Origin of the sequence: Pseudomonas sp. Lz4W (assembly GCF_000346225.2) — a bacterium.
GTDB classification, from domain to species: Bacteria; Pseudomonadota; Gammaproteobacteria; order Pseudomonadales; family Pseudomonadaceae; genus Aquipseudomonas; species Aquipseudomonas paraversuta.
This window is the reverse complement of sequence record NZ_CP017432.1, coordinates 917,951-931,337: the sequence shown is the minus strand read 5'-3', so window position 1 is coordinate 931,337 and position 13,387 is coordinate 917,951. Positions and strand designations below refer to the sequence as shown.

Annotated in this window: 11 protein-coding genes; 6 read left to right on the top strand and 5 right to left on the bottom strand. The window is 57.6% G+C overall.

From position 1 onward, the window contains the following. The first annotated feature begins 438 nt into the window (after window positions 1-438). The 5 genes from B195_RS04470 (at window position 439) to B195_RS04450 (ending at window position 6,191) form a co-directional block, all read left to right on the top strand. Window positions 439-966, top strand: coding sequence for a fimbrial protein (locus B195_RS04470; RefSeq protein WP_003443401.1), 528 nt, complete (start codon window positions 439-441; stop codon window positions 964-966). Window positions 967-1,025: 59 nt separating this feature from the next. Beyond that, window positions 1,026-1,709, top strand: a complete 684-nt coding sequence (locus B195_RS04465; RefSeq protein WP_003443402.1) for a molecular chaperone — start codon at window positions 1,026-1,028, stop codon at window positions 1,707-1,709. Window positions 1,710-1,813: 104 nt separating this feature from the next. After that, window positions 1,814-4,351 (top strand): fimbria/pilus outer membrane usher protein, encoded by a 2,538-nt coding sequence (locus tag B195_RS04460; RefSeq protein ID WP_238143952.1) that lies wholly within the window; start codon window positions 1,814-1,816, stop codon window positions 4,349-4,351. Window positions 4,352-4,362: 11 nt separating this feature from the next. Further along, the gene (locus tag B195_RS04455) at window positions 4,363-5,403 is read left to right on the top strand and encodes a fimbrial protein (RefSeq protein ID WP_003443404.1); all 1,041 of its coding nucleotides are present in this window, start codon (window positions 4,363-4,365) and stop codon (window positions 5,401-5,403) included. Window positions 5,404-5,744: 341 nt separating this feature from the next. Beyond that, complete coding sequence (locus B195_RS04450) at window positions 5,745-6,191, top strand: hypothetical protein (RefSeq protein ID WP_003443405.1); 447 nt, start codon at window positions 5,745-5,747, stop codon at window positions 6,189-6,191. A gap of 66 nt (window positions 6,192-6,257) precedes the next feature. Here the strand turns inward: B195_RS04450 and B195_RS04445 are convergent, their stop codons facing one another. Then, on the bottom strand, window positions 6,258-6,959 hold the full coding sequence (locus B195_RS04445) for a FadR/GntR family transcriptional regulator (RefSeq protein ID WP_003443407.1): 702 nt from the start codon (window positions 6,957-6,959) through the stop codon (window positions 6,258-6,260). A 108-nt stretch (window positions 6,960-7,067) separates the two neighbouring features. Beyond that, window positions 7,068-8,381 (bottom strand): L-fuconate dehydratase, encoded by a 1,314-nt coding sequence (locus B195_RS04440; RefSeq protein ID WP_003443409.1) that lies wholly within the window; start codon window positions 8,379-8,381, stop codon window positions 7,068-7,070. A 152-nt stretch (window positions 8,382-8,533) separates the two neighbouring features. Here B195_RS04440 and B195_RS04435 point away from each other — a divergent pair, with 152 nt between their 5' ends. Beyond that, entirely contained in the window at window positions 8,534-9,490 is a 957-nt protein-coding gene (locus B195_RS04435; RefSeq protein ID WP_003443411.1) for a LysR family transcriptional regulator, read from the top strand. On the opposite strand, the gene B195_RS04430 is transcribed toward B195_RS04435, so the two are convergent. The 3 genes from B195_RS04430 to B195_RS04420 all read right to left on the bottom strand — a co-directional run bounded on the left by B195_RS04430 (window position 9,477) and on the right by B195_RS04420 (window position 13,378). Next, window positions 9,477-10,817 carry an MFS transporter gene (locus tag B195_RS04430; RefSeq protein ID WP_003443425.1) on the bottom strand — a complete coding sequence of 447 codons (1,341 nt, stop codon included), beginning with the start codon at window positions 10,815-10,817 and terminating at the stop codon, window positions 9,477-9,479. The two genes, B195_RS04435 and B195_RS04430, sit on opposite strands and share 14 nt — an antisense overlap. A 70-nt stretch (window positions 10,818-10,887) precedes the next feature. Continuing rightward, a complete protein-coding gene (locus B195_RS04425; RefSeq protein WP_003443426.1) occupies window positions 10,888-11,847 on the bottom strand; it encodes a sugar kinase in 960 nt (319 codons plus the stop codon). 1 nt (window position 11,848) lies between these two features. Next, a complete protein-coding gene (locus tag B195_RS04420) occupies window positions 11,849-13,378 on the bottom strand; it encodes a UxaA family hydrolase (RefSeq protein ID WP_003443437.1) in 1,530 nt (509 codons plus the stop codon). Between the last annotated feature and the right edge of the window lie 9 nt (window positions 13,379-13,387).

Genomic DNA, 13,387 nt, shown 5'->3' with positions numbered 1-13,387 from the left:
ACCGCAGCTAATGCCTTATCCAGCATACGATTTTCTGTTTATCACGCTCATGCAATGTGGGATTTAAAAGAGTCTTAATTACAACTTCCCGATAAAAATTATTATCCAGCATTACATATAACGTCAAAAAAACGACAACCCCTCAAACAATCCGCAACTCTGCCATTGTATTGACACGACAGTTTGCCCCCGGTAATAATCTTCCCCGGTCATAAAACATGTTGATGCCATCAGCACACAGAAGTGTGTTATTCGACATTAAACGACCTCACACAGCGTAATCGATAGTTCCTGGAAGCAATGGCCCTTGCCATTGCTGAACGCGCTCGCATGGTGATTATTGGTTTTCTGTGAATTCAATCACCGCTTAGTTACGAGTTTGTTCCGGGCAGTTCTGCTGGCTGTTTACTTGATTCTCTATTTGATGAGTAATAAAACATGAAAAAAATTCTAGTGTCCCTGGCTGCACTGAGCCTGTCCGTTACTGCTTACACTGCAGTGGCTGCAAGTGGCAATGTTGCCTTTACCGGTGAAATCGTACAGTCCACCTGTAAAGTTTCAGATCGCGACCAAAACAAGCAAGTTTACCTGGGCAAGTACCCGACTACAGCATTCCCGACTTCAGGCTCCACCAGCGGTGCCAAAGCGTTCGATATCAATCTGGAAAAGTGTGAAGCCGGTGATTACACCTTGCGCTTTGATGGCAACACTCCAGCCGGTCACCCTGAGTTGCTGGCCGTTACCGGCGGTGCAGCCGGTGTAGGTATTGAAGTCCTGGACCACAATGGCGCCACGCTGCCAATCAGCCAGGATGTTACCAGCCCGGCGCTGGTCACTGTTGCCGCTGACGGCGCCAACCCGGGTTCTGCCACATTCAACCTGCGCGCCCGCTACAAGTCCTACCAGGACGTGGTGACTGCCGGCCAGGCGAACTCGACCGCTACCTTCTCTATCGAATACAAGTAATTAAACCCGCTGGAGCATTACTGGCCAAGGACGGCCTATTTCCGAGCGCTGAAACCTTTATGAAAAAAGTACTCTTGTGTGCTTTGCTCGCCTGTTCCGCGAACACGTTTGCTGGCATTCAGGTGGACGCAACGCGGGTTATTTATAACAGTGAAAATCAATCGACATCACTCTCTATCCATAATGACAGCGACGCGACCTATATGGTTCAAAGCTGGCTGGATACGGGGGATGCGAGTCGCATACCGCAGAATATACCGATCATTGTGACACCCCCTATTTTAAAGCTGGCCCCGGATAAAGACGCCATTTTGCGCTTTATCTATTCAGGCGAAGGATTACCGCAGGATCGCGAATCGTTGTTCTGGATCAACGTACAGGAAATTCCGCCGGCGCCGAAACAGGAGAACGTGCTGCAAGTTGCAATTCGCACCCGGATTAAATTGTTTTATCGCCCTGAGGTGTTAAAAACCAACTTGCAGGCTGAGGCGCAAGCCTTGAAGTGGCAGCATCAAGGGCAGAAGTTAATCGTGACTAATAACGGCCCCCTGCACGTGACCCTGGGTGTATTGACACTTAACCAGGGTGACAAGACCTGGAAAGTCAATGCCGACATGGTGAAACCTTACGACAGTTTGAATATAACACTGCCACCCGATGCTCAGTCCGCCAATGGCCTGTCGTTTACCTATATCAATAATTATGGTGGCCATACCGAGATTAAAAATGTCTCGTTAAATTGAGTCAGGTTATTCAGGGGATACACAAAGTGGTACACAACAAAACAGCAACGTCCACGCTGGCACGCAACACCAATATGGGTCACAGCGCAGGTTATTTTTTTATTGTGCCATTTTTGCTTTCTCCTGTTGCCATGGCCACCGAACAGTTCAATACCTCCTTTATCCGTGGCAACGACTCTATCGCCCAGGTCAGCGCTTTATCCGGCAGCGATGACATCCTTCCCGGACACTATCCGTTCGATATTTATTTGAATGGCCAGCGTGTTGACCATCGCGATGTCGAATTCAGGAAAGCGGCCCCGGACCAGCCCATAGTGCCGTGCCTGTCAGCACAGGACTACCAGGGCTATGGCATCAAGCTCAGCGACCGCCAAGTGCAGGATGCCAGCGATTGCTTTGCCTTGAACCAGCAAGTTCCGGGCACAAAGCTGAACTATGACGCGGCACTGCAGCACCTGGATATCGATGTGCCGCAGCTGTATCTGGCGCCACGGGCACAAGGCTCCATTTCACCCAAGGTGTATGACCGCGGCATCAATGCCGGTTTTGTTAACTACAACTTCAACGGCAGCCACAACCGCTATGGCAATAATCAGGCAGACAAAACCTCTGACTACTCGTTCCTGAGCCTCAACAGCGGGGTCAATCTCGGCAACTGGCGTTTGCGCAACAACTCGACGCTCAGCCAGCAATCGGGTGCGGGCTCCAGTTTCGATAACATTTCGACCTGGGCACAAACGGATATTGTGTCCTTGCGCAGCCGCCTGGTGATCGGTCAGACCAACACCGACAATAACGTTTTTGACAGTGTTCAATTCCGTGGCGTGCAGCTGTCCAGCGCCAATGACATGTTGCCCGAGAGCCTGCGCGGATATGCCCCGGTGGTACATGGCGTAGCGCTGACCAGTGCCCGGGTTGAAGTCCGGCAGAACGGTTACACCATCTACAGCACCAATGTGCCTCCTGGGCCCTTTGCCCTGACCGATATTTACCCGAGCACTTTGAGCGGCAATCTGGATGTCACGGTCATTGAAGCCAATGGCTCCAGAAGCAGTTTCAGCCTGCCCTTTTCTTCAGTACCCAATATGTTGCGTGAGGGGATCTGGGACTATCAGCTAACAGCGGGCAAGTATCACGATGGCACCACCCGCTATAAGCCCAACTTTGTACAAGGCACCTTGTCCGCCGGGATGGCGTACGACATCACGCCCTACGGCGGCCTGATGATGGCGCAGAACTATCGCTCGGCCGTCGCCGGCCTGGGTAAAAACCTGGGTAACTGGGGCGCCGTGTCGGTCGACGCGTCTTTTTCCGATACCGACCTGGCCAGTGGTGACAGCAAGCAGGGGCAGAGCGTGCGCTTCCTGTACTCCAAGTCGCTGAACAACCTGGGCACTGAGTTTCGCATAGCCGGCTACCGTTACTCGACCTCGGGTTATTACGATTTCACTGATGCCGTTGCCGAACGCGACCGTTATGAAAACGGGGCTTACCGCAACGAGTACTACGACGAAAACGACAATGACAACTTGGGCGTTCCGGGTTGGGCCGAGTCCCGTCGCCGCACCTATTACACCGATACCTTCGGCAATAAACGCCAGCGTGTGGAACTGTCGGTCAATCAGCGCCTTGGGGGCAGTTCGACCCTGTATGCCAACCTGAGCAACCAGTCTTACTGGGGCGGCAGCGGTGAGGATCGAACCCTGCAAGCGGGCTTTAACAGCAGCTACAAAAACACCAGCTATGGGGTTTTTTATCAGGACAGCCGCAGTAACTATGGCTACAAGGACCGCAGCCTCAACCTGACCGTCTCGATTCCGTTCAGCTTTTTGCGCAAGGAATCGTCCGACATGAATGCCAGTTTCAGTGTCGGTCACAGCAAGCAGTCGGGTAACACCTACAGCACTGGCCTGAGTGGTTCTGCACTGGACGACAACCGGCTCAATTACGTGGTGCAGACCGGACACGACGAATATTCCGGGCAGACGTCCTCGGCCAACATCGGCTATCAGGGGAGCAAGGGCCTGATCAACGCGGGTTACAGCTACAGCAACGAATATCAGCAAACTTCGCTGGGTGTGTCCGGCGGCATCGTCGCCCACCCGGGAGGGATCACGCTGACCCAACCGCTGCAGAACACCTTCGTGTTGATTGAAGCCGAAGATGCCAAGGGCGTGCGTCTGGAAAACCAGCCCGGCGTGGCGATCGACGGCTCCGGGTATGCGGTCATGACCTCTGCCACCCCGTATCGCCACAACCGTGTTGCGCTGCGTACCGAAGACATTGGCAGTGGCCTGGATATTCCCCTGGCCTCCAAAGATGTAGTGCCCACACGTGGCGCCATTTCCCATGTGAAGTTTGAAACACATACCGGCCAAAGCCTGCTGGTACACAGCAAGATCAATGACGCTGACTCCCCGCCCCTGGGCGCCAGTATTTTCAGCGCGTCAGGCAAGAACAGCGGCACCGTGGGCACCAACGGAGATATTTACATCTCGGGTGCCTCTGCAGGTGACCGGTTGATGGTCAAGTGGGGAGAAGACCCAAGCGAAAGTTGCTCGTTACAGGTGCCTGAGTTGAAACCCATGGGCGAAAAGGCCACGGGCTATCAAGAACTTTCGCTGGTCTGCGTAACACCATAAAAGGAAAGTCCATGTTTTTCTTGTTGAAGCATAACCGTCCGGGGCTCGCTGCCGGATTGATGATCATGTTGGGACTGTTCTCGCAGAGCAGCCATGCCTTGTCATGTAAAGAAAACGGTAATATTCGCCAGGATATTGTGCTGGCCCAGTTAATCAGGGTCTCGACTGCCAATACAGCAGCGGGCGCCTTGTTGTGGCGTTCCCCGACATTCACTTCAACTTTCCAGTGTACGGATGACCGAAACAAACCCGCCGGGGAAAATGCCTATCTGTATTGGGACCCTAAAATGAATTTGAAGAATATTCATAATTCAATTGAAGTCGGGGTCAACTACAACAGCATCGATTACAAACTGGTCAATTCCGCGAGACAGGATGTCGGCCCCGGAACCCGCTGCCGCAAACAGGGCAGCCGATGTTTATCCCCGGCACAGTCGCTCAGTATTACCGTGTCGTATTCAATCTATATCAAGGCCACGGGAGCACCGCCGCCTGCGGGCGGCAAGATCACCAACACCGGTGCTTATTCCTTGTTTCAGGTCGACGGTGTAGGCGGGCTTAATAATGTCGCCGACAGTAACTTCAACGCTTATATTTCCGGGTTGGGCAATATCCGTTTCATCTCCTGCAATCCGAAAATAACGGTCAGTGCCAATAATGGCTCGGCGGTAAACTTTGGCAGCATCCCGCGGCAGAATGCGCGGGTCGGTTTTATAGAGAAACAGGTGCCTTTTTCCGTGACTGCCGACACCTCGGGCCCGGAGAGTGGCCAGGACTGCCAGGGCCAGGTATTGAACGCCAGTTTCAGTTCGACTTACCCCGTGCAGGACACCACGACCATTCTGCCGACCAGCGACAGCGGCTTCGGAATTTTACTGTCACAACAAGACACGCCGATGACCTTCATCCCGATGAATACCCCCGTGGAAATGGGACTGGTGAATGGCTCCAGCGTCAGGAAAAACTTTCTGGCGAGCTTGAAATGGCTTAATACCAATCCGAAAGTCGGCCCCTTTCGAGCCTCTGCGAATATTGATGTCACCTTTAAATAAGCCATTGAACCCTGCGCCTCAGACAGGTAACTACAGTGACTCGACCCGTTCAAGAAAAATGGATAGGTTTGGATTAACTATTTGGCTTAAGTTATAGTAGTCAAGTCTAAAACCGGACAAGCGTTATAAAAATAGAACTAAAATCAGCCTCCTTTGCACGGGCATGGGCGACACCGATAACACTGATTTAACTATATTTTAAACCGACCATTAAACTCGATAGTTTAAGGGTTGGTGACGGCTGCTTATCGGCTTTAGCAACGGACTTTTCTAACCCGCGACGCCAATAAAAACAATGTTGCCTTAGGAATATACCCCACACTCAAGGAGGAAGAAGCACCATGAATACCAGCCCTGCATTTAACGTTGAACCTGCTGACAAACTCGAATTGAGTATTCCGCAGAACCTCTATGAATCGCTGGCTTTTCTGGCCGCCCGCCATGACCGCAGTATCAACGGCGAAATCAAACAAGCCTGGGTGCAATGGACCGACCAGTTGTCTGACCTCAAGGTGATACTGGCACTTTTAACATCCCGTTATGGCAATGAACATAAAGCCGAGGTCACTCGTATTGATCTGCGCACCCCGCCCGACAACATCAAACATCTGCCCTGCAAGTTTAAAAAAGGACAAGTCCATCAAATAAATGAACAAGCCAATATTTTAAGGGTGTCCATGAACTCAGTCATTCTGAAGGCATTGGCATGGTGGGTTAATACCTGGAGACAGGTCGATCGGCTGAATGCTGGCGCAGGGTCCGGTTCCCAACCCTATCCGTGCTGGTAACGAGGAACGCTCACAACCAGCATGGGGGACTCAAGTAACCACCGGGCAAACCCTGGAAATACCTGCTTACTCCGCCTCCAGCGCCACCAGCCAGCGCGCTTCGGAGCGCAGCAGATGCTGGCGCATGGCTGTCTGGGCTGCGATCACGTCTTTGCATTCCAGTGCCCGCAGGATCGCCTGGTGTTCGATCACCGCGGCGTCCCAGGTGCCAGGATTTTCCAGATGCTCGCTGAGGTGCGATGAGATCGGGCTGTGGCGCTCATCGAACAGCGAGGTGATGATCCGCACCAGCGCCGAGTTGCCGGTCATTTTTGCCAGCCGATGGTGAAACTTGCGGTCGTCAGCCAGGGGCGGACGATTGGCTTCGATGCTCGCGCGCATGGCATCGATGCAGTCCTGCAGGTAGCGATAATCGCTTTTTTTCCCGTGCAGGCACGCCAGCACCACGGCTTCGCCTTCGATCAGCGCCCGGGCCTGCATCAACTCGTTGGGGCTCTCGCCGAGGGTTACGGTGCGTGTGCCACCCTCTTGCAGGCGCGCAGCCACATAGACCCCGGAACCCATCCTGATTTCGATACTGCCTTCGATTTCCAGGGCAATCAGCGCCTCGCGCAGCGACGGCCGCGACACCCCCAGCAACTGGGTCAGATCGCGCTCGGGAGGCAAGCGCGAGCCGACCTTGAAGTCGCCCTGGACGATGTATTCACGCAGCCGGTCGGCGATTTTCTGATAGAGCTTGCGCTCTGAAGGAGGATACGAGGAGACCATCGAGGCAGAGTCCGGGAAATGATGCCAAAGGCTATCACACAGCCCGCTGCGGGCAGCAGAAACCTCGCCGCCAGCCTGACAGTCATTTCCCGGCATTGGGTACAGAGCCTATTGCTGGTCTTGCCACTGCGGACCATTGGGGTATTCAAAGTGCTCCAGCGTGGACTCCTTCATGGTCACGCTGTACCCCGGCTGTTGTGGCGGCATGTAGCGCCCGCGGCGGATCACGATCGGCTCGAGAAAGTTTTCGTGCAGGTGGTCGACATACTCCAGTACCCGTTTTTCCAGGGACGCCGACACCGCTATGTAATCGAACAGCACAATGTTCTGCGAGTACTGGCACAGGCCGACGCCGCCGCCATGGGGGCATACCGGCACGCCGAATTTGGCCGCCATCAGCACCACCGCCAGCACTTCGTTCAGGCCCCCCAGACGCGCCGGATCGAGCTGGCAAAAATCCATGGCAGCGGCCTGGAAGAACTGCTTGAACATCACCCGGTTGTGCGCGTGCTCGCCGGTGGCGACACCGATCGGATGGATACGCTGGCGAATCGCTGCGTGGCCAAGCACATCGTCCGGGCTGGTGGGTTCTTCAATCCACCAGGGATCGAATTCGGCCAGCCGCCGCATGTTGGTCACCGCCTGATCCACGTCCCACGTCTGGTTGGCGTCCATCATCAACTTGCGATCCCAGCCCAGCTCTTCACGCAGGATTTGCGCGCGGCGCATGTCCTGCTCGATATCGGCCCCGACCTTTTGCTTGAGATGCGTCCAGCCGGCCTCGACCGCTTCACGGGCCAGGCGGCGCATTTTCTCTTCGGAGTAACCGAGCCAACCGGCGGCGGTGGTGTAACCGGGGTAGCCCTCATCCAGCATTTGCTGTTCGCGCGCGGCCTTGCCCGGCGCCGCCCGACGCAACATTGCGATGGCTTCCTGGGGCGTCAGCGCGTCGGTAATAAAGGTGAAGTCGACACAGCGCACCAGCTCTTCGGGACTCATGTCCACCAGCAGTTTCCAGACCGGCTTGCCCTCCTTCTTCGCCCACAGGTCCCACAGCGCGTTGATGATGGCCGCGGTCGCCAGATGCACCACGCCCTTTTCCGGGCCGACCCAGCGCAGCTGGCAGTCACCGGCAACGATTTCATGCCAGTAGGCGCCAAAGTTGTCGGTGATGCTTTCCAGGGTGCGGCCGGTGACAAACAATTTGGCCAGGGCCTTGACCGCTTCGACGCACAAATCGTTGCCGCGACCGATGGTGAAGGTCAGCCCGTGGCCTTGCAGGCCATCGTCCGAATCCGTGTGCAACGTGACATAGGTCGCGGAGTAGTCGGACGTCGAGTTCATCGCATCCGAGCCGTCCATGCTCTTGGAGGTGGGGAAGCGAATGTCACGTACAGCGACCTGGGTAATGAGGGTAGACATGGGGTTATCCTGAAATTGAAGCCGGCTGCGCCGTTGCCGCTGGCAGCAGGCTTATTCATGTTATTTTCGTGCCGCGGGCGCAGTCTGTCCTGCGCTGCCAGTACGCGAAATTGAATGTTTCGACTACACCGATCACCTCAGGTAATAGCCCCATGATCAACTCCCTCGAGCAGTTGCGCAGCCGCCTGCGAATGCGCCATTTGCAGTTGCTGTTTGTGGTGTCTGAACAAGGCTCATTGCGCAAGACCGCGCAAATCATGGCGCTGACCCAGCCAGCGGTGACCAAGGCACTGCACGAACTCGAGAACCTGGTGGGCGAGGCATTGTTTACCCGCACCCATCAGGGCTTGCTGCCAAACAAGCTGGGGGAGGCGGCGATTCGTTATGCTCAACTGGTGTTCGCCGATCTCAGCGGCCTGCACGAAGAAATGAGCGCACTGCAATCGGGCAACCTCGGAACCCTGCGCCTGGGCGCCATGGGCTCGCTGGCGGGCGACCTGCTGCCAAGGGCCCTGGCGCAATTGACCCGGCGTCACCCCAAGCTGAACATCACAGTGGTGATCGATACCAGCGACGTACTGCTGCAGGCCCTGAGTCTCGACCAGCTGGACCTGGTCGTGGCCCGTGTCGCCCAGGGCCGGCCCACCGACGAACTGAACTTCGAGGAGTTCGATGAGGAGCTGATTCAGATCGTCGCGCGCACCGGCCATCCGTTGCAGCACAGCACCGGGCTGAACCTGGAGACACTCGCCCGCTATCCCTGGATCGTGCAATCGCAGCCGGCACCGCTGCGGGAAATCTACCAGCAGATTTTCCGCCAGGCCCAGTTGCAGGCACCCGCCAGCCAGCTCGAAACAGCCTCGACGATGCTGACCGTGGCGCTGCTCCAGCAGACCGACATGATTACCTTGATGCCGCTGTCGCTGGTCGAGTACTACAGCAAGCTGGGGGTGCTGGCAGCGCTGCCGGTCGCGGTTTCGGCGCGCCTGATGCCATTCGGCCTGATCAGCCGCAAGGGCCGGATACCCACTGCGGCCATGGAGGTGGTCAAGGCCGAACTGCGGGTGCAGGCCGGCCTTGAAGGTCAAGGCGTGATTACGAGCGACTAGACGTCAGATCCGCCGGCGCCGGATAAGTCGCTACCCGGGACGGGGTGCGCTTCAACAACATCAGCAACAACACGCTGACAAAACACAGCGCCGCCACCACCTGGAAGCCGGTGCTGCTGGTCCCCGTCACGCTATCGGCATAGGCCTTGATCTGCGGCGAAACAAAGCCGCCCAGATTGCCGATGGAAATGATAAAGGCGATCCCGGTGGCCGCACTGGTGCCGCCCAGATGGCGGGTCGGCAGACTCCAGAACACCGGCTGGCTGGCCACCAGCCCGGGAATGGCGATACAGAACGCCAGCAGGGTCAGCACCGGCGTATTGATCACCGAAATCGACGCGAAGGCCAGCGTGCCTACGGCAAGCATGCAGGTGGCAACCAGCCGGTGGTTGTTGTGCTTGTCGGCGTACACCGTGGCAATGCGCATGGCGACAATGGTGCACAGCCAGGGAATCATCAGTAGCAGCCCGACCGAGGTGTTGACGTGACCGTCCAGGGTCGAGGCCAGTTTGGCCGGCAGGTAGAACGCCAGGGGGGCGTTGCCGATCTGCACGCAGAAGTAGATGGCGATAAACATCAGCACGCGCTTGTCTTTGAGTACACCAAAAATCGAGCTGTGGCTGCTGCAGCCTTTCTCCTTTTCCTCGGCTTCGATGACGGTGTTCATGGCGTGCTTCTCTTCGGCGCTGAGCCATTTGGCATCGCCGGGACGGCTCGCCAGATAGAAGAACGCAATCACCCCGACCACCGAGGCGGCCAGGCCTTCAACCACGAACATCCACTGCCAGTTGGCCAGACCGAACGGGTTGTGGGTATCGAGGATAAAGCCCGATAGCGGACTGCCGATCAACATCGCTACCGGCACCCCGAAGTAGAACAGGCCAATGGCCCGCGAGCGTTGTTTGGCCGGGAACCAGTAGGTCAGGTACAGGATGATCCCGGGCATGAACCCGGCTTCAGAAACCCCCAGCAAAAAGCGGATCACGTAGAACGAAGTTTCGCTGTTGGCGAACATCATCGACGCCGAGACCAGCCCCCAGGTGACCATGATTCGCGCCATCCACACTCGCGCGCCAACGCGCTGCAGGATCAGGTTGCTGGGCACTTCAAACAGCGCATAGCCGATAAAAAAGATCCCCGCCCCCAGGGCAAAGGCCGCGTCGCCGATACCGGTGTCGGCCTGATAGGCAATCTTGGCAAAGCCGACGTTGGCCCGGTCGATAAATGCCAGTGCGTACATCAGTGCGAGAAACGGCAAGAGCCGGATAGCGGCTTTCTTTACACCACTCGCCAGCGCGGGCGAGTCATACAGGTCTTGATAACTCATGGAGCGTACCTCTTCTTATTGTTGGAGTAGGTGTTATCCAGGATGCCTGCAGGCATCTTTACTGCGGGTGTCAGAACTGTTCTGCAAACCTCTCGAGTTCAGCGCGAGTGGGTAAACCATCGCTGTCACCCGGGAAGCCCAGCACCCGGGCGCCGATGAGATTGCCCCGGGCCACAGCCCCGGCGACGCCGAGACCTTCGAGCAAGGCGCTGATCACGCCCACGGCGAAACCGTCACCCGCGCCCACGGTGTCCACCACCCGGGTCACCGGGTACCCGGGGCAGTAGCCGCTCTCATTGGCGGTTGCGTAATAGGCACCTTCGGCACCCAGCTTGAGCACCACCAGCGAGCAGCCCTTGGCCAGGTAGAAGCCGGCGATATCGGCCGGGTGTTCAAGGCCGCTCAGCAGCCGGCCCTCCGCCAGGCCGGGGAAGACCCAGTCAGCCAGACCGGCCAGATCGTTCAGGCACGCCACCATGCTGGCTTGGGATTGCCATAACCGCGGGCGCAAATTCGGGTCGAACGACACACTGCGGCCCGCCGCGCGCATATCGCCGGCCATATGAAAAATCAGTTCGCGCACGCTGTCGCTCAGCGCCGGGCTGATGCCGGTGATGTGCAGATGCCTGGCGCCACGGCAGTAATCGCCGGGGTAATCGGCCAGGCTCAGATGACTGGCCGCCGAGCCTTTGCGGTGATATTCGATGTCGGGGTCGCCGCCGTCCGAACGGCGTGACTTGAACATCAGGCCGGTGGGATGCGCGGGGTCCAGCACTGTGTAACGGTGATCAATGCCGTCGCGGGCCATGACATCGCCCAGCCAGTGGCCAAGGGTGTCATTGCCAAGACGGCTGATATAACCGACACCAAAACCCAGACGTGCCAGGCCGGTGGCCACATTCAACTCGGCGCCGGCAGCGCCGCGCACATAATCTTTGGCCTCGCGCAGGCTGCCGTCATCCCGGGCGCTGAACAGACCCATGGCTTCGCCGCAGGTAACGACTGCAATCGATTCGGTGAGTTGGCCCATGTCACATCACCGCGCCGATTTGCCAGGGCAGAAACTCGTTGTCGCCCAGCCCGTTTTCTTCACTGCAGGTTTTGCGACCAGAGGCCGTTGCCAGCATCAGCTCGAACAGACGCGCCCCCGCCTCGGCCACCGACTCTTGAGCGTCGACAATCGCCCCGGCATTGAAATCCATGTCCAGCGACATGCGTTGAAACAGCCGGGTATTGGTGGCGATTTTCAGCGACGGTGTCGGCTTGCAGCCGTAAGTCGAGCCGCGTCCGGTGGTAAAGCAAATCAGGTTCGCCCCGCCCGCCACCTGACCGGTGGCCGACACCGGGTCGTAGCCCGGGGTGTCCATGAACACCAGGCCGTTTTGTTCAATCGCCTCGCCGTACTGATACACCGCCATCAGCCCCGTCGCGCCGGCCTTGGCCACCGCCCCAAGAGACTTTTCGAGAATGGTGGTAATGCCCCCGGCCTTGTTGCCCGGGGACGGATTGTTGTTCATGTCGCCGTCATGCTGACGTACATAGTCTTCCCACCAATGAATGCGGCTCATCAACTTGTCGGCAACCTGCGCAGATGCAGCACGGGCGGTCAGCAGGTGCTCGGCGCCATAAATTTCCGGGGTTTCCGAGAGGATCGCGGTGCCGCCATGGCCCACCACCAGGTCGACCGCCGCACCCAGCGCCGGGTTGGCACTGATCCCCGAATATCCGTCTGAGCCACCGCATTGCAGGCCCACGGTGAGGTGTCTTGCCGACACGCTGCTGCGCTGCTGGCGGTTGACTCCGTCGAGCATCGCCTCTACCAGCGCTATCCCGCGCTGCACCGTTTCCCGGGTGCCACCGGCGTCCTGGATCACCAGGCTGGCCTTGAGCAACGCCGGGCGATCGGCCAGTTGCTCCATGAGCGGGGCCAGTTGATTGACTTCACAGCCCAGGCCGATCACCAGTACCCCGGCGAAATTGACGTGGTCGGCATAGCCGCGCAGGGTGCGCTGGAGGATCTCGATGCCCTCGCCCTTGGCGCCCATGCCGCAACCGCTGCCATGGGTGAAGGCGACCACGCCGTCAACATTGGGGTAATCGCGCAGACGCCCGGCGTCGAATGTCGCAGCGATCTGTTTACACACCGTGGCCGAGCAATTGACGCTGGAAATCACCCCGATGTAGTTGCGCGTGCCGACCCGGCCATCTGCACGTACATAGCCGGCAAACCGGGCCTCGTCGGCGTGATAAACCGTGGGTTGATAGACATTGGCCAGCGCCTGGGTGGAACTGGCCGCAGGCATCTGCAGGTTGTGCACATGGACGTAGTCGCCAGGTCGCAAGGCAGCGCTGGCCTGGCCGATGATTTGCCCGTACTTGCGCACCGGCTGCCCCTGGGCGACACCGCGCAGGGCGATTTTATGCCCCGAGGCAATATCGGCCAGCGCCGTCACGCCCAGGCCGTCGGCGAACAGTTCCTGGCCCTTGGCGATGTCGCCGCGGGCAACGGCGACGTCATCTCCCGGGGTCAGTACAAGTAAGGATGAGCTTGCAAGGTTCATGGTGGATCC

Excerpts from the sequence above, each read along its gene's own strand:
- B195_RS04425 (WP_003443426.1), bottom strand. The coding sequence starts at position 11,847 with ATGGGCCAACTCACCGAATCGATTGCAGTCGTTACCTGCGGCGAAGCC.
- B195_RS04445 (WP_003443407.1), bottom strand. The coding sequence starts at position 6,959 with ATGGTCTCCTCGTATCCTCCTTCAGAGCGCAAGCTCTATCAGAAAATC.
- B195_RS04430 (WP_003443425.1), bottom strand. The coding sequence starts at position 10,817 with ATGAGTTATCAAGACCTGTATGACTCGCCCGCGCTGGCGAGTGGTGTA.
- B195_RS04450 (WP_003443405.1), top strand. The coding sequence starts at position 5,745 with ATGAATACCAGCCCTGCATTTAACGTTGAACCTGCTGACAAACTCGAA.
- B195_RS04465 (WP_003443402.1), top strand. The coding sequence starts at position 1,026 with ATGAAAAAAGTACTCTTGTGTGCTTTGCTCGCCTGTTCCGCGAACACG.
- B195_RS04440 (WP_003443409.1), bottom strand. The coding sequence starts at position 8,381 with ATGTCTACCCTCATTACCCAGGTCGCTGTACGTGACATTCGCTTCCCC.
- B195_RS04455 (WP_003443404.1), top strand. The coding sequence starts at position 4,363 with ATGTTTTTCTTGTTGAAGCATAACCGTCCGGGGCTCGCTGCCGGATTG.
- B195_RS04420 (WP_003443437.1), bottom strand. The coding sequence starts at position 13,378 with ATGAACCTTGCAAGCTCATCCTTACTTGTACTGACCCCGGGAGATGAC.
- B195_RS04435 (WP_003443411.1), top strand. The coding sequence starts at position 8,534 with ATGATCAACTCCCTCGAGCAGTTGCGCAGCCGCCTGCGAATGCGCCAT.
- B195_RS04470 (WP_003443401.1), top strand. The coding sequence starts at position 439 with ATGAAAAAAATTCTAGTGTCCCTGGCTGCACTGAGCCTGTCCGTTACT.